General features: G+C 69.4%; 15 protein-coding genes. 5 read left to right on the top strand and 10 right to left on the bottom strand.

Going from position 1 to position 14,617, the window contains the following annotated elements; genetic code table 11:
* Nucleotides 1-11: 11 nt before the first annotated feature.
* The gene (locus tag ABZU43_RS17195; RefSeq protein WP_355007486.1) at nucleotides 12-1,913 is read right to left on the bottom strand and encodes a prolyl oligopeptidase family serine peptidase; all 1,902 of its coding nucleotides are present in this window, start codon (nucleotides 1,911-1,913) and stop codon (nucleotides 12-14) included.
* A gap of 168 nt (nucleotides 1,914-2,081) precedes the next feature.
* Between ABZU43_RS17195 and ABZU43_RS17190 the strand changes: the two genes are divergently transcribed.
* Entirely contained in the window at nucleotides 2,082-2,879 is a 798-nt protein-coding gene (locus tag ABZU43_RS17190) for a nucleotidyltransferase domain-containing protein (RefSeq protein WP_355007485.1), read from the top strand.
* 12 nt (nucleotides 2,880-2,891) lie between these two features.
* On the opposite strand, the gene ABZU43_RS17185 is transcribed toward ABZU43_RS17190, so the two are convergent.
* Nucleotides 2,892-3,353 carry a helix-turn-helix domain-containing protein gene (locus tag ABZU43_RS17185; protein WP_355007484.1) on the bottom strand — a complete coding sequence of 154 codons (462 nt, stop codon included), beginning with the start codon at nucleotides 3,351-3,353 and terminating at the stop codon, nucleotides 2,892-2,894.
* Between the two features lie 129 nt (nucleotides 3,354-3,482).
* On the opposite strand from ABZU43_RS17185, the gene ABZU43_RS17180 reads away from it, so the two are divergent.
* Complete coding sequence (locus ABZU43_RS17180) at nucleotides 3,483-4,151, top strand: DUF899 domain-containing protein (RefSeq protein WP_355007483.1); 669 nt, start codon at nucleotides 3,483-3,485, stop codon at nucleotides 4,149-4,151.
* Nucleotides 4,152-4,286: 135 nt separating this feature from the next.
* Here the strand turns inward: ABZU43_RS17180 and rox are convergent, their stop codons facing one another.
* Both rox and ABZU43_RS17170 read right to left on the bottom strand, forming a co-directional pair.
* Nucleotides 4,287-5,747, bottom strand: a complete 1,461-nt coding sequence (rox, locus tag ABZU43_RS17175; RefSeq protein WP_355007482.1) for a rifampin monooxygenase — start codon at nucleotides 5,745-5,747, stop codon at nucleotides 4,287-4,289.
* A 197-nt stretch (nucleotides 5,748-5,944) separates the two neighbouring features.
* Nucleotides 5,945-6,658: a TetR/AcrR family transcriptional regulator gene (locus tag ABZU43_RS17170; RefSeq protein WP_355007481.1), complete on the bottom strand. Its 714-nt coding sequence runs from the start codon at nucleotides 6,656-6,658 to the stop codon at nucleotides 5,945-5,947.
* A gap of 86 nt (nucleotides 6,659-6,744) precedes the next feature.
* Between ABZU43_RS17170 and ABZU43_RS17165 the strand changes: the two genes are divergently transcribed.
* Entirely contained in the window at nucleotides 6,745-7,608 is an 864-nt protein-coding gene (locus ABZU43_RS17165; protein ID WP_355007480.1) for an NAD(P)H-binding protein, read from the top strand.
* A 16-nt stretch (nucleotides 7,609-7,624) separates the two neighbouring features.
* Here ABZU43_RS17165 and ABZU43_RS17160 read toward each other — a convergent pair whose 3' ends face one another.
* Genes ABZU43_RS17160 through ABZU43_RS17150 form a run of 3 tightly spaced genes read right to left on the bottom strand, consistent with a single transcriptional unit; the run spans nucleotide 7,625 to nucleotide 10,154 of the window.
* Nucleotides 7,625-8,407 carry an ABC transporter permease gene (locus ABZU43_RS17160; RefSeq protein ID WP_355007479.1) on the bottom strand — a complete coding sequence of 261 codons (783 nt, stop codon included), beginning with the start codon at nucleotides 8,405-8,407 and terminating at the stop codon, nucleotides 7,625-7,627.
* 31 nt (nucleotides 8,408-8,438) lie between these two features.
* On the bottom strand, nucleotides 8,439-9,197 hold the full coding sequence (locus ABZU43_RS17155; protein WP_355007478.1) for an ABC transporter permease: 759 nt from the start codon (nucleotides 9,195-9,197) through the stop codon (nucleotides 8,439-8,441).
* Nucleotides 9,198-9,212: 15 nt separating this feature from the next.
* The gene (locus ABZU43_RS17150) at nucleotides 9,213-10,154 is read right to left on the bottom strand and encodes an ABC transporter ATP-binding protein (RefSeq protein WP_355007585.1); all 942 of its coding nucleotides are present in this window, start codon (nucleotides 10,152-10,154) and stop codon (nucleotides 9,213-9,215) included.
* Between the two features lie 148 nt (nucleotides 10,155-10,302).
* Here ABZU43_RS17150 and ABZU43_RS17145 point away from each other — a divergent pair, with 148 nt between their 5' ends.
* Nucleotides 10,303-10,779: a hypothetical protein gene (locus tag ABZU43_RS17145; RefSeq protein ID WP_355007477.1), complete on the top strand. Its 477-nt coding sequence runs from the start codon at nucleotides 10,303-10,305 to the stop codon at nucleotides 10,777-10,779.
* Nucleotides 10,780-10,791: 12 nt separating this feature from the next.
* Here the strand turns inward: ABZU43_RS17145 and ABZU43_RS17140 are convergent, their stop codons facing one another.
* Nucleotides 10,792-11,775, bottom strand: a complete 984-nt coding sequence (locus ABZU43_RS17140; protein ID WP_355007476.1) for a helix-turn-helix domain-containing protein — start codon at nucleotides 11,773-11,775, stop codon at nucleotides 10,792-10,794.
* Between the two features lie 112 nt (nucleotides 11,776-11,887).
* Here ABZU43_RS17140 and ABZU43_RS17135 point away from each other — a divergent pair, with 112 nt between their 5' ends.
* Nucleotides 11,888-12,454, top strand: coding sequence for a maleylpyruvate isomerase N-terminal domain-containing protein (locus ABZU43_RS17135; protein WP_355007584.1), 567 nt, complete (start codon nucleotides 11,888-11,890; stop codon nucleotides 12,452-12,454).
* A gap of 152 nt (nucleotides 12,455-12,606) precedes the next feature.
* Here the strand turns inward: ABZU43_RS17135 and ABZU43_RS17130 are convergent, their stop codons facing one another.
* Nucleotides 12,607-13,896: an MFS transporter gene (locus ABZU43_RS17130; protein WP_355007475.1), complete on the bottom strand. Its 1,290-nt coding sequence runs from the start codon at nucleotides 13,894-13,896 to the stop codon at nucleotides 12,607-12,609.
* 152 nt (nucleotides 13,897-14,048) lie between these two features.
* Nucleotides 14,049-14,591, bottom strand: a complete 543-nt coding sequence (locus ABZU43_RS17125; RefSeq protein WP_355007474.1) for a GNAT family N-acetyltransferase — start codon at nucleotides 14,589-14,591, stop codon at nucleotides 14,049-14,051.
* Nucleotides 14,592-14,617 lie beyond the last annotated feature (26 nt).

Below are 14,617 nucleotides of genomic sequence, written 5' to 3'. Positions count from 1 at the left end.
CGTGCCTTCGATCAGGGTCGGAGCCAGCGATCGAACCAGGAGCGGGTCCGGCGCAGAACGTCGAGTTGGTGGTGGCGTTCCCGGATCGAGTGGCCCTCTCTCGGGTAGATCACGAACTCGTGCTCGACGTCGAAGTGGCGTAGCGCCCGGTGCAGGTACACGGCCTGTCCGAGGGGGACGTTGGTGTCCTCGGCACCGTGCAGGATGAGCACCGGCGTGCTGATGTTGCTGGCGAAGGAGATCGGGCTGACCGCGTCGTGTGGGTGGGGGCCGATGCCGGACCAGCCGGTGCTGCCGCCGAGCGCGGCTTCGAACTGGCCGTTCTCCCCGGTCGCGGCGAGCATGCCCCAGTCGATGATGCCGGCGCCGACCAGCGCGGCGCGGAAGCGGTCGGTCTGGCCGACGGCCCAGGCGGACATGAAGCCGCCGTGGCTCCAGCCGGCGATGCCCAGCCGGTCAGGGTCAGCGATGCCCTCGGCGATGAGCAGGTCGATACCGGTCAGGATGTCTGTCCACTCCTGCTGGCCGACCCGGCCGGCGACGCTGGCGGCGAACTGATGACCATGGCCCTGGCCGCCGCGCGGGTTGGGCAGCAACACCGCGTAGCCGGCGGCGGCCAGCCATTGCGCGCTGGGGAACCAGAACAACTGGCAACGATCGGCGTAGCGGTCGTACGGGCCTCCGTGCACGATCGTGACCAGCGGGAACGGACCTTCCGACACGGTTTTACCGACCGGCAGTACGAGCAGGCCGTCCAGGTCGAGGCCGTCGGCGGCGCGGTAGGCCAGCGGTCGTTGCGTGCCGAGTGCGACGGCATCCAGTTCCGGTCGGGTGTTGGTGATTCTGCGCAGCGGCCCGGTGGGCGCTCCGATGTGAACATTCGCGGGCTGATAGCGGGTGCCGGTGAGCACAGCGATCTCGTCGCCGGCAGGGGTGGCGGTGAGATTGTCGAGACGTCCGGGGTGATGCGACAGGGTCGTGAGGTCGGTGAGGTCGAGCCTGGCCAGTGTCGTGTTCAGGCCGTCGGCGAACACCACCAGCGGGGCGGCGTCGGTCTGGCACAGTTCGGTGGGGCACATCGTGAGGCCAGCGGTGCGGTTGCGCAGGACACGGGTCTCCATGGCCAGGTCGAACACGGCGGTGCCGGCCTGCAGAAGCGGTGGGGTGAGCGCGAGGTAACCGAGGTGCCAACTGTCCTGGCCCGGCCACCAGGCCAGAGACCGTGCGTCGACCTCGACCGGTCCGAGGTTCTCCGCGGTCCCGGTCGTGGGGTCGAACAGGTGCAGTTGGCCTGTTCGCGGGCCGTGGTCGCTGTCGGCGCTGGCCCACGTCAACACCGCAATTGGGCCGCCGTCGGGACGTTGGCGCAGTTCCACGACGTGTCGGTCACCGAACACCTTCGGCGTGGTGACCTGGCCGGTGCGCAGGTCGAGCAGGCGCAACCGGGCGCGTGGTTCGCGCTCGCCGACGACGATGGCGTCGTCGCGGTCGCGGGTACGGCGAGTGTCCTGCTCGGTGGGTTCGTCCTCGGTGAGCAGAGCGACCAGGTTGGGGTCGGCGAGCGGCAGGTGGTCGATGACGCCGCCGCGCCAGCTGGTCAACGTGGTCACCATGCCGTCGGCGAGGGTGAGCCTGTGTAGTTGCGACATGCCGCGTTCGGCGCGGTCGGAGAGGAAGAACAGCGTCTCTGAGTCGGCCGACCAGCGCGGCTGGGACTCGGTTGCCGTGTCGTCGATCGCCCGGCGCGGCGCGACACCGGAATCGGTGTGTACGAGCCAGAGTTCGGTGTCGAGGTGGTCACCGGTGCGACAGCTGGGAGCGAGGACGTAGCAGAGCAGGCGCCCGTTCGGGGCGAGTGCCGGGGTCTGCGGGGCACGACCATCGACCACGAGTTCGGCGGTGAGACCCATCATGCGACGAGTCTGCCAGCATCCACGAAACACCATGCGACCGATCCGGTGCTGGATCGACGCACTGGCGAGGCATGATGTCGCCATGGACGCTCGCGGCTTGCTAGCCATGGCGCGAGCGGGAACGGCTCGCCGCCGTCCTGGCCCGGCGTCCGCCGCCGGGGCGAGTAGGTGTCGGAGCAGCGTGACCTGATGTTCTCAGTAGAGGAACGCGACCGGATCCAGCGGCGGCTGCTACATCTTGCGGAACAAGACCCCGGTGTGGTCGCCGCCGCGATCACCGGCTCCCACGCCACGAACGATGAGGATCGCTGGTCGGACATCGATCTGGCCTTCGGGGTCAGTGACCCGCTCGACGCCGTCATGCGTCGATGGACGCGACAGATGTATCAGGACTTCGCGGCGGTCCACCACTGGGACCTGGCGGCCGGGTCCGCGATCTACCGGGTGTTCCTGCTGCCTCACTGCCTGGAAGTCGACCTCTCCTTCACCCTCGAAGGCGAGTTCGGGCCGCGAGGCCCGAGTTGGCGACTCATGTTCGGGCGTTGCACACCATCCCGGGCCCCCGCGTCGAGCGGCCACGACGGCACGGCCGGCCTGGCATGGCACCACGCGCTGCACGCACGGATCAGCATCGAACGAGGCAGATTCTGGCAGGCGGAGCATTGGGTCAGCGCCATGCGGACCCAGACAATCGCACTCGCCTGCCAGCGTCTGGGCCACCCCACCAGCTACGCCAAAGGCGCTCACCTACTGCCCTCCGACATCACCGGCCCGCTCGAAACGACATTGGTCCGTTCCACTGACGAGGCCGAGTTACGCCGTGCGCTCTCGGCGGCCGTGACGGCCCTGACCGCGGAACTCACCCGTACGGACCCGACGCTGGCCGATCGGTTACGCCCGGTTCTCACCGAACTCGCCGCGATCGATCGCCCGCCGTCGACGGGACCGGATGACGGCGGGTGTTGACCGAGCCGATGGTCACGATGGTAGGTGTGCCCCAGGCCCGGGCAGCAGATCGATGTCCGTAGCCCGCATGGGCTGTTCGCACTCCGAGCACCGTAGTTCGACGTGACTGATCTCGCCGCAGGCGTGGTGACGGTAGAGCACCGGCGGGCCGGCGTCGCCCGCCGTCCACCGGTCACCCCAGCGCACCATGACGAGCAGCAGATCGCACAGCTCCCGGCCCTTGTCGGTGAGCAGGTATTCGTGTCGGACCGGCCGGGTCGAGTATTCACGCTGGGTCAGGACGCCCTGTCCGACCAGCCAGTTCAGCCGCTCGGCGAGCACCTTGCGGGAGATGCCGAGCCCCCGCTGGAGTTGCTCGAAGCGGTGTGTGCCGGCGTAGACGTCCCGCAGGATCAGCGGAGACCACGGCTCACCGATGACGTCGAGGGTGCGGGCGATCGAGCACGCCATGGCGCCGAACTGCGTTCGCTGCATGACGCCACGATACGCAAGGTGGTTCCTTCAGGGAACTGACTCTGTTAGCGTCACATCAGTCCATCTCTTTAAGGAACGGACTGGTCTGTGCCCCCTCCACACGTGCATGGAAGCCGAAAAGAGGCCCGCATGAACCATCCGCCGGTCGTGCCGACCAGGGACTGGCAAGACGCAGTGAACGCCTTGCGCGTCCGCGAAAAGGCACTCACCCGTCAGCTCGACGCAGTGGCCGCGGCGCGCCGCCGGCTGCCGATGACGCCGGTCGAGCAGGACTACGTGTTCGAGGGCCCGTCCGGGCCTGCCAGTTTGACCGATTTGTTCGAAGGCCGCCGTCAGCTCATCGTCTACACCTTCATGTGGCACGGCGTCGACGCTGTCTGCTCCGGCTGCTCGCTGTTCACCGACAACGTCGGACACCCGGCCCACCTCAACGCCCGCGACGTCACCCTGGCGTTGACGTCCCATGGCCCGCTGGACGACCTGCTGGCGTTGCGGCGGCGGATGGGTTGGGCCCTGCCCTGGTACTCGTCGCTGAACAACAGCTTCAACGCCGACATGGGAACCGGTGACGGGTTCGCGCTGAACGTCTTCCTCCGCGCCGACGACCGGATCTTCCGCACCTACACCACCACCTCCCGCGGCGTGGAACGGCTCGGGAGTAACTGGTCCTTTCTCGACCTGACACCGTACGGCCGACAGGAGACCTGGGAGGACTCGCCGGAAGGCTGGCCGCAGACCCAGCCGTACCAGTGGTGGCGGCTGCACGACGAGTACGACACGACAGAGGATCCGTCATGACAGTCGACACTCGTTGGCGGTTCAACCGCACCTGAGTGACCGGGCGCGGGGCGATCCAGCAGAAAGTCGCCCCGCGCCCGTTCGCCGCTGGTTGGTCCGGCCCGCAGCCTCGACGACGAGGCCGCCGGCCTGAGATCAGTGGGCGGGCTCGCCGAACCAGCGGGAGAGGTGCTCGTCCAGATCCTGCTGGTCGTCACCGACCCAGGCGACGTGCCCGTCGGGGCGAAGCAGGACACCGGGGACGTCCAGTGCCGCGGTCGGATCGGCCAGGTGATCGACCCGGTCTGACCAGCTGCCGACGGTCAGGCTTTCGGTACGGTCCAGCAGCAGGCCCCGGCCGTGGTGCAGCAGACCGTAGAGGTTGCCCCGCTTCACGGCGATGTCGGGCAGGCGGCGACCGAGCAGGTCGGGGCCCGCGCCGAAGTCGTAACGGATGCCGATGGCGGTGATCTTCCCCAGCAGATGGAGGTTCACCTCGTCGAAGTCCATCAACTCGATGAGCAGCCTCCGCACCGCCTGTGCGCCCGATTCGGTGGACAGCAACTCCGTCTGGGCTCGGGTGTTGTCCAACACCGCTTCGGCGACGGGGCGACGTTCGGCCTGGTAGGTGTCCAGCAGTGCCTCCGGCGCCCAGCCGCGGATCCGCGCGGCCAGTTTCCAGCCGAGGTTGACTGCGTCCTGAACGCCCAGGTTGAGGCCCTGTCCGCCGATGGGCGGATGGATGTGCGCCGCGTCGCCGGCCAGCAGCACCCGTCCGACCCGATACCTGTCGGCCAGCCGGGTGGCGTCGCCGAAGCGGGACAACCAGCGCGGGGAGTGCACGCCGAAGTCCGATCCGGCGACGGCGCGCAACTGGCGCTTGAAGTCGTCGAGGGTGGGCGGTTCGGCGCGGTCGCTGACCCCGGCGGCGGGCACCAGGACGCTGTAGACCCCGACGCCGGCCGGCCGGAGCCAGAATCGCTGATGGGTCTCGCGGACCTTGGCCACCGTGACGGCGAGCTCCTCCTGCGGGACGCCCACTTCCATCTCGCCCATCAGGCTCTCGGTCCGGGCGGGCTCGCCGGGAAAGCCGACGCCGAGCAGTTTGCGCACCGTGCTGCGCCCGCCGTCACAACCGACGAGATAGCGCGACCGCAGCTGTTTCCCGTCGGCCAGTTCGACGGTCACACCCTCGTCGTCCTGCGTGAGGCCGGCGACCGCGCAACCGCGTCGGACCTGCGCGCCCAGTGCGATGGCGTGTTCTTCGAGCAGACGTTCGATGACCGGCTGCGGGATACCCAGGAGGTAGGCGTACCGGGGATCCAGGCCCTCGGGTGCGGGCTTGGGGATGGCGGCGAAGAAGGCGCTGGCCGGCCGCCGCCGCCCGTGCGGGAGGATGCGGTCCAGCAGCCCGCGCATCGCCATCAGCTCCAGACTGCGGATGTGCAGGCTGACGATCCGGACGGCCGACGTCGGCTCGGTCTCCTTCTCCAGAACGAGGACCCGCACGTCGTGCAGTCGTAGTTCGGCGGCGAGCATGGCACCGGTCGGCCCGCAGCCGGCGATGATCACGTCGTACGTGCGATCGGTCGTCGGTGACGTGGTGGAGAGTTGCACAGGTATTGCCTTTCGGGAGTGCCGTGTTGGCAAGGCGCTCCCGGCGAAACCTACGTCAATCGCCCGACCGTGACGGCAAGGGGGAGCACCCACATCGCTGCAACGTTCATGGGTCTCACCTCCTCAGGCGGTGTCGCGGTCACCTGCAAGCTATCTCCCCCAGCGCGATCCCGTCGAGCTCTTTCCCCGCCACGTGATCACGGGGTCGGGTGGGTCAGCGATCGGTGGAGCCACTCGGCCATCAGCGCGCGTTCGGCGTCGGTGAGCCCCGGGAGGTCGGGCAGCACCGTCGCGAAGGTCACCGCGACGGCCTTCGCGGTGGTGTCGGGTGTCGCTGGAGTTGTCGCCAGGATGCCGGAGAGCACGGTCTCGAGCATGGCCTCCCCCAGACCGAGGTCTCGCTGGTCCGGGGGCATTCCCAGCAGCGTGAGGATGGTTCCGTTGCCCGCAGAGTGGATCATCAGCAGTGCGCGTTCCTCGTCGACCCGGAGCAGGCCGGCTGCGGCGAGTCGCCGGACGCGGCGACGTAGCACGTCGAGGCCGGCGACTGTTGCCGGCGAGGGTGCGCCGCTCCCCCGCGTGGCGATCAGCGCGTACAGCTCGGGGTTTGTCAGGCCGAACTCCACGTGCAGGCGCCATCCGGCGCGTAGATCTGTTACGGGGTCGCCCGTCGCGGCGTCGGCGGCGACCGATTTGCCGCTGACGTAGGCCGCCATGACGTGCTCGGCGACGGCGTCGATGAGGCCGTCCTTGTCGCCGAACAGGCGATAGATGGTCGGCGCCTGGACGCCAGCGGCCTGGGCGACGGCGCGCGTCGTCACCGCGTTCGCGCCCTTCTCCCGCAGCAGTTGGGTCGCTGCCGCGACGATGCCCGCACGGACGTCGTCGCGGGTGTCCTGCGTCGTCACCATGAACCGATGCTAACAGCTTCTTGTTATCCCCGAATTATCGGTGCTAACGTCAGCAACGCAACGCCGATAACAAAGGAGCTCTCATCATGATCGTCGTCACCGGTGTCACTGGAAACCTCGGATCCCAGATCGTCGACCGGCTGCTCGACCGGCTGCCGGCCGACGCCGTGGGTGTGAGCGTGCGCGACGTCGACAGGGCCGCCGGCCTCGCCGAGCGGGGCGTACGGGTGCGCGCCGCGGACTTCACCGACCCGGCCACGCTGACGCACGCCTTCGAGGGTGCCGACAAGGTCCTCATCGTGTCCGCCGCGATCCGCGGCGCCGACGCGTTCGTCGCGAACCGCGCCGCCATCGACGCCGCCCGCGCCGCGGGAGCCAACCGGATCCTCTACACCAGCCACCAGGCCGCCTCCCGGGACTCGCTCTTCGCCGCCCAGCCGATCCACGCCGCCGCCGAGGAGCACCTGGCCGAACTGGGGGTTGCCTTCACCGCCCTGCGCAACGGGTTCTACGCGAGCACGCTCAGCCTCTCCATCGGCGCCGCGCTTGAGACCGGGCAACTTGTGGCGCCGGCGGACGGCCCGGTGTCCTGGACCGCGCACGCCGACCTGGCCGAGGCCGCCGCCGTCGCTCTCACCGAGGACGGCGTACTCGACGGGGTCACTGCACCGTTGACCGCCGCGGAGATGCTCGACCTCGAAGCGGTGGCCGCCATCCTCAGCGACATCACGGGCCGCACCGTCGAACGTGTCGTCGCTGATGACGACGAGTGGCGGGAGGCCGCCATCGCGCGAGGCATGCCCGCGGCTGCGGCCGACTTCACCCTCGGCATGTACCGCGCGGCGCGAGCGAAGGAGTTCGCCGTGACCGATCCGACGCTGGAGACGGTCATCGGCCACCGCCCGACACCCGTCCGCTCGGTGCTCGAGGCCATCGTCGCCCGGCGATGACGATCCCTCGAGCCGGTCAGCGCAGCATCGCCCGGGTCATGCGACGGGTGGCGACGTACATCGCGATCGAGCCGAACCCGACGAGGTACGCCACCGGGATCAGCAGCTCCCAGCCGACGTGACCCAAAGCGGGTTCTCGGACCAGCTCGATGCTGTGGTAAAGCGGTAGCGCCTGGATCACCGGCCGCACCGCCTCCGGGTAGACCGACAGGGGATAGAACGTCGTGGCGAACAGGTACATCGGCAGCATGAACAGCTGGATGTACTGGAAGTCGGGGAAATCGCGCAGGTACGTGGTGACGGCCAGTCCGCCGGCCGCGAACGCGTACGAGATCAGCAGCGACGCCGGCAGGGCCAGCAGCACCCAGGCCGACGTGACCAGCCCACCGACGGCCATGAGGGCGAGGAATCCGATCGACGTCAGCAGCCCGTTGATCATCGCGCTGGTCACCTCGCCGACGGCGATGTCGGTGACGGATAGCGGTGTCGGCAGGATCGCCTCGTAGGTCTTCTCCACCCTCATCCGGATGAACACACCGAAGCTCGTCTGGTTGAACGCCGTGTTCATCGCCGTGGTCGCCAGGATCGCCGGGGCCACGTAGGCGGCGTACGGGACATCGACGCCGGGGACCGTGCCGACGAGCACCCCGACGCCGACGCCGATCGACAGCAAATACAGGATCGGTTCGACGAGGGCGTTGAGCAGCGGCGTGACCGACCGGCGGTAGATCATGAAGTTGCGTTCGATGAGCGCCAGGGCCCGGCGTCTCGTCCAGGTGGGTACGGCGACGGTGGTCATGGTGCCTCCAGGAGGCTTCGGGCGTGGGCCGTCACGGATGCAACCGCCGGCGGTAGGTGACCCGGGCGACCAGGTAGCCGCCGATGGCGAGTGCCAGTAGGTAGCCGATGTGCACGGAGCTGCCGGCGACCGTCGCCGTACCGAGGCTGAGGGTGCGGCACAGCTCCACCCCGTGCCACAGCGGCAGCAGATAGGACACCGGTCGGATCCACTCGGGTAGCTGCGAGACCGCGAAGAACGTGCCGGAGAACATGTAGAGCGGCATGATGACGAAGCGGAACACCGTGTCGATGTGGCGCAGCTTGCGTACGCCGACCGCCCACGCGGCGGCTGGTGCCGCGAACGCGACCCCGGTCAGCGTCGCGCCGAGCAGGGCGCCGAGGGCCCACCATCCTCCGATCAACCCGAACGCGGCCATCACCACGATGAAGGCGCCGCTGGCGATGAGCACCCGGAAGGTGATGAAGAGCAGGTGCCCGGCGGCGAGTTGCTCGGGCCTCAGCGGCGTCGGTGTGGCGCTGCGGTAGGCCCCGAAGCCGGCAGCCCGGGCGACACCCGGGGCCCCTTCCAGGAACGCGTTCTGCATCGCGGCGGCGGCCAGCATGCCCGGGGCGAAGAACGCCGCGTACGAGACGCCGGCGATCTGGGCGGGCGCGTTGTCGTCGACCAGGGCGCCCAGCCCGGCGCCGATGCCGATGAGGAACAGCAAAGGGTTCAACACGTTGATCACGATCGAGCCCCGCCAGGTACGCCGGTAGCGGGTCAACCAGTACCCGAACACACGAAACACCAGTGGTTTCTCCTGCTACTCGATGAGCGATCGGCCGGTGAGCTTGAGGAACACGTCCTCCAACGTCGCGCGGCGGACCAGTGCGGTGAGCGGCGTGAGCGACATGGCGTGCACCGTGGCGAGGGCCGCCTCGCCGTCGGCGGTGTAGACGAGCACCCGGTCGGGGAGCAGTTCGACGCGGCCGTCGGTCTCGTTGCCGCCGGTGGCCAGCGCCGACATCCGCAGTTTCTCCGCCGCGGTGTCGCGTTCGTCGAGGCGGAAGCGGAGTTCGAGAACCTCGCGGGTGGCGTACCTGGTGATCAGTTCCCGGGGTGAGCCCTGCGCGACGATCCGGCCGTGGTCGACCACGATGATCCGGTCGCAGAGCTGCTCGGCCTCGTCCATGTAGTGCGTCGTGAGGATGAGCGTGACGCCCTGCTGTTTGAGCTGGAAAAGCCGGTCCCACAGAACGTGTCGGGCCTGCGGGTCGAGGCCGGTGGTCGGCTCGTCGAGCAGCAGGATGTCCGGTTCGTTGATCAGGGAGCGGGCGATGGTGAGCCGCCGCCGCATGCCGCCGGAGAGCGTCTCGACCTGGTCGCCGGCTTTCTCCTGCAGCTGGGCGAAGTCGAGCAGTCGGGTCGCGCGGTCGCGGATGACGGCCCGCGACAGGCCGAAGTATCGCCCGTAGATGTGCAGGTTCTCCCGCACGGTGAGTTCGTTGTCCAGGTAGTCGTCCTGCGTGACGACACCCAGCCTGGCCCGGATCTCCGGTCCCTGTCTCATCGGGTCCATGCCCAGCACGCGCAGGCTGCCCCCGCTGATCGGCGACGTGGCGGCGATCATCCGCATGGTGGTGGACTTGCCGGCGCCGTTGGGGCCGAGGAGCCCGAACGACTCACCCCGTTCAAGCGCGAAGTCGATGCCGTCGACAGCGCGGAACTCCGCAGTGGACCCGCGTGCTGGATAGACCTTCGTCAGATCTCTCGCTTCGACCAGCGCATGTTCGCTCACCCCGGCAGCCTAGGGAGAGTCGACAGTAGAGTGCAAGATCTGAGCAGTTCTTTGTAATTTCTAGACGTGGTCTGGATTTGACCCTCGACCGGGTCGAGGCTCGACCATCGGCGACATGACCGACCAGACGACCGCCGACCCGACCATGACCCGCATCGTCGAGGCCGTGCAGCTCGGCCAGAGCGGCGCACCTGCCCGAGCACGTGAGCTGCTCACCGCGTTGTGGGACGAGCTCGGCCCCACCGGTGACGCCCTGCACCGCTGCACCCTGGCGCACTACCTCGCCGATCTGCAGGACACCACCGAGGCGGAGCTTGCCTGGGACGAACGCGCCCTGGCCGCCGTTTCCGACCTGACCGACGAACGCGCTCAGCGGTATCTGTCCTCGCTCCAGGTCCAGGCGTTCCTGCCGTCGCTGTACCTCAACCTGGCCGACTGCCACCGACGCCTGGGCAACGTCGGCCCGGCCCGGGAGCACCTCGCCCGAGCCCGCGAACACCTGGTGCGGCTGCCGGACGACCCGTACGGCGAGAGCATCCGCGCCGCGGTCCGGGACTTCGTCGCTGACGATCCGACCGACCGCCGCCGGTAACGGTCGGTCGGGTCACCGGTCCTGGCGAGCGACGCCGGTGCGGTATTCCTGCGGCGAGCGTCCGTAGTGGGCACGGAAGAGGCGGCTGAAGTGAGCCTTGTCTGGGAAACCCCAACGGGCGGCGATGGCCTGAATCGACTGCCGCAACAGCGGGTTGCCGAGATCACGCCGGCACTGCTCCAGGCGCTTGGCGCGGATGAGTTCGGCAACGGTTGTCGTCTCCGTCTCGAACAGCCGGTGCAGCGACCGCACCGAGATGTGGTGGGCGGCGGCGACGCTGTGGGGGCTGAGCTCGTCACTGTCGAGGTGGCGGTCGATGAAGTCGACGACCCGGGCTCGTAGTGCGGTCTGCCGCGCTTCCGGCGACAGGCTGTCCTCGATGTCGAGGTACTGGGCGAGCGCGGCGGTGAGCAGGTCCACCGCCACCCCGCCCAGGATCTCGGCCTCGGTCGGCTCGAACTGCTCCGGGTGTGCCGCGATGTTGCGCAGGTGGTGGGACAACAGCCCGCCGACGCCGAGGTGCGACGGCATCGGCGTGGCCAGCAGACGGCGGAGCCGGTCCGGTGCCAGGGGCAGCGCCGCGTACGGTATCTGCACGGTGATCGTGGTGGCGGGACCGGAGCCCTCGACGCGGTGTCGGGCGACGTGCGGTCGTCCGGTGTCCAGGAGCGTGAAATGGTTCCTGGCTTCCAGCGTGGACTCGGTGCGGTCCTGAATCAACGTGCTGTGACCCGTCAGTGGTATCGCGAGTTGATAGAAATCCCCCTCGATTCTGCGGACCAGTTTCGTGGGCCGGATCGCGTCCAGCGACGGGTAGCGCAAAGAGGTCATCCGAATGCGGCCGAGATCGATGGCCTGGGCGTAGGCCACGAAGTTGTCCAGGTGACCGCTGCTGATGTGCACCGGTGCCGTCTCCTGAGCCACCAGGGCATACCAGAACGCGAACCGGTCCGCCGGAGGCAACACCGTCGTGTCCAAAACCAGGTTGGGCAGCACTCCGTTCGCCTCCCCGCATATGCGAAGATGGATTCTTGCATGCCTCGACTCCCCTTACCCACGACGGGTTTTCCACGCCCGGTGCCGCTCGGCGGGTTGGCGGGTGTCGACGGTGACCGGCGCCGACATTCGGGAGGCAGCCGACGAGATGACCGGGGTGCTGCTGCCCCACCGGGACCGCGACTGGTCGGTGCCGGCCGGCTCGCTGAGCTGGAGCTGCTGGACGACAGCGGCGCACGTTGCGCACGATCTCCTCGCGTACGCGGGCCAGGTCACCGGCCGCCCGGATGACGGCTATCTGCCGTACGACCTGCGGGTCTCCCCCGACGCGAGCCCGACGCAGGTGCTCACAGTGGTGCGGGCCTGCGCCGGTCTGCTCGCCGCCGCCGTCGACGCCGCCTCGCCGGACGTGCGGGCCTGGCACTGGGGTCCGTGCGATCCGGCCGGTTTCGCCGCCATGGGCGTGGCCGAGACTCTGCTGCACACCTACGACATCACCCTCGGTCTCGGTGTGCCGTGGCAGCCGTCGCAGCGGCTGAGCGCGCTGGTGCTGCGCCGACTCTTCCCGGACGCCCCGCCCGGGACGGCGCCCGAGGTGCTGCTCTGGATGACCGGCCGCGGCGAGCTGCCCGGCCGGGCCCGGCGCACCTCCTGGAGCTGGCGGGCCGCTGTCGACTGACTCGCACCGACGTTGCGGGGTGGGTGGTCGCCCGGAAGGCGACCACCCGGTTGAAGCGTCAGGGTCAGGTCCAGCTGATGCCACGGTTACGAACGCTGCGCATGCCCTTCTCCTCTCCCCTCGGTGACGGCCCCCGTGCCCGCCAGGTGACCTCAGGGTCGGCCACTGCCTGCTTCGGCGGTAGGGATGTCGGCGTTCGGAGTCGTTCGGGCTTGTTCGACCGGGCACTCGGACGTCACAGCTCTGGAGTCGCGTCGCCGTGACCACAGCGGCACGACAGCGAGAACCACCACCAGACCCGACAATCCGCTGAACCCGATCACCGTGGTGGCCGGCCACCGGTCGGCGCCCAGACCCGCGAGGACCATCGCCGTCCCCTGCAACCCACTGAGGCCGGTGATGGCCACCCCGAACACGCGTCCCCGGTACTGCGTCGGCACCGCCCGGCCGAACAACGCGTTCAAGGGGATGGCGAAGGCGCTCGCGGCTCCGGCCAACACCAACAGCAGGAGCATCAACCACAGCGGAGGGACCAACCAGGCCACCGTCAGCACGCCGGCCGACATCGCGGCCAGCGGCAGGATGAGCCGTGGCCGGGCCGCCGGTGGACAGAACCGGGTGAGCGCGACCCCACCGAGGGACATCCCCAACGGCGCCGCCGCCAGCAACAGCCCGACGGTGCCGGCGCCGCCGCCGTACTGTCGGGCCAGCGGCGCCATCAACCCCTCGGCAGCGTAGGTGAAGGCGCTGGCCGTCCACAGGACCAGAACGTAGGACCGCAGCCGCGAATCCGCGAAGATCACCCGCAGACCGACCGCCCGGCCCTGCCCCGGTGGGCCCGACCGCGTTCGAGGTGCCGGGCGGGAACGCACGCCGATCCCGATCAGCAGAGCCGAAACCAGGAACGTGCCGGCGTCGACCAGCAGGGCACCGCGCAGCGACAGCAACGCCACCAGACTCCCGCCGACGGCGAAACCGACCACCTGCACCACCTGGGCGCAGATGTTGTCCACGCCGTTGGCCACCGCGTAGCGGTCGTCGTCGAGCACTTCCGGCATCAATGCCGCCCGCGCCGCCACGAACGGTGGCCGCATCAGGTTGACCACGAACAGGAGCACCACCAGGGCCGGCGCGGGGAGGGCCGGCAGCGCCGCCAGCGGGATGAGCGCCGCGCGGGCGAGGTCGCAGGCGATCATCACGCTTCGCCGGGGGAACCGGTCGGCGAGACCGGACAGCAGCGGTCCGCCGGTGAGCCAGGCCAGGTAGGAGCTGGCGTAGGCGGCCGCCGCCAGTGCGGCCGAGCCGGTCTCGCTGAACACGAGATAGGCCACGGTCACGGCCGTGAGCTGGTCACCGGCCAGGGACAGCAGGTACGCACCGAACAGGTGGCGGTACTCGCGCACCGCGAAAACCTCGGCGTACGTCGCGGCGCGCTCGGTCACGTCGCCCCGTCCCTCCCGCGCCGGCGGTCGTCTGGGCGCTCGGCGCAGACCGTATCCGCGTTCGCGCAGTCGCGGCCGGGAACGAGTGTTCGGACCTGTTCGGGTCCGTTCGCGCCAGGGGCGGACGGTCGACGCGGGAGGTGTCGACAGTGCTAGCCGGCGTGCAGCGAGTGCCGGTGGCCGTCGAGCGGGAAGGGCGGCCGGGCCGGCAACACCTCCTGGAACACGAAGCCGCACTTCTGCGCCACCCGGCAGGACGCCACGTTGTCCACCTGGTGCAGCAGGTCGAGACGCGCCACGTCGGGGAACCGGTCGAACGCCCAGCGGCTCAGCGCGGTGACCGCACGCGGGGCGACGCCACGGCCGCGTGCCCACGACGCCGTCCAGTAGCCGACCTCCGGGGCCGGGCGCTCCGCCGTGACCCCCTTGAGCACCACGTTGCCCACCAGCCGGGCGCCGTCGGCCTGCTCTTCGAGGACGGCGAAGGTGTATCGCCGCCCGTCGGCCCAGTCGCGCAGCGCGCCTTCCAGCCACCGTCGGGCCTCGGCGGCGTTGGTCACCGGAGCTCTGGTCCAGCGACGCAGCACCGGATCCCGGTACGCCCGCACCAGCTCATCCAGGTCGTCGGCGCACCACTGACGCAGGGCGACACCCGGCGTCGAGGGCGTGTCGGGTGACCGCGATCCGATCAGCATCGGCACAGTCTGCCGTGGCGGTGGCC

The sequence above is a fragment of the Micromonospora sp. NPDC005205 genome (assembly GCF_040608275.1).
Taxonomy (GTDB): Bacteria; Actinomycetota; Actinomycetes; order Mycobacteriales; family Micromonosporaceae; genus Micromonospora.
The sequence above is the reverse complement of the archived record's forward strand: the minus strand, read 5'-3'. Positions and strand labels throughout refer to the sequence as shown.

Bases quoted from the DNA above. Each gene is read 5' to 3' on its own strand.
- ABZU43_RS17195 (WP_355007486.1), bottom strand. From the start codon at position 1,913: ATGATGGGTCTCACCGCCGAACTCGTGGTCGATGGTCGTGCCCCGCAG.
- ABZU43_RS17185 (WP_355007484.1), bottom strand. From the start codon at position 3,353: ATGCAGCGAACGCAGTTCGGCGCCATGGCGTGCTCGATCGCCCGCACC.
- ABZU43_RS17180 (WP_355007483.1), top strand. From the start codon at position 3,483: ATGAACCATCCGCCGGTCGTGCCGACCAGGGACTGGCAAGACGCAGTG.
- ABZU43_RS17170 (WP_355007481.1), bottom strand. From the start codon at position 6,658: ATGGTGACGACGCAGGACACCCGCGACGACGTCCGTGCGGGCATCGTC.
- ABZU43_RS17165 (WP_355007480.1), top strand. From the start codon at position 6,745: ATGATCGTCGTCACCGGTGTCACTGGAAACCTCGGATCCCAGATCGTC.
- ABZU43_RS17160 (WP_355007479.1), bottom strand. From the start codon at position 8,407: ATGACCACCGTCGCCGTACCCACCTGGACGAGACGCCGGGCCCTGGCG.
- ABZU43_RS17145 (WP_355007477.1), top strand. From the start codon at position 10,303: ATGACCGACCAGACGACCGCCGACCCGACCATGACCCGCATCGTCGAG.
- ABZU43_RS17125 (WP_355007474.1), bottom strand. From the start codon at position 14,591: ATGCTGATCGGATCGCGGTCACCCGACACGCCCTCGACGCCGGGTGTC.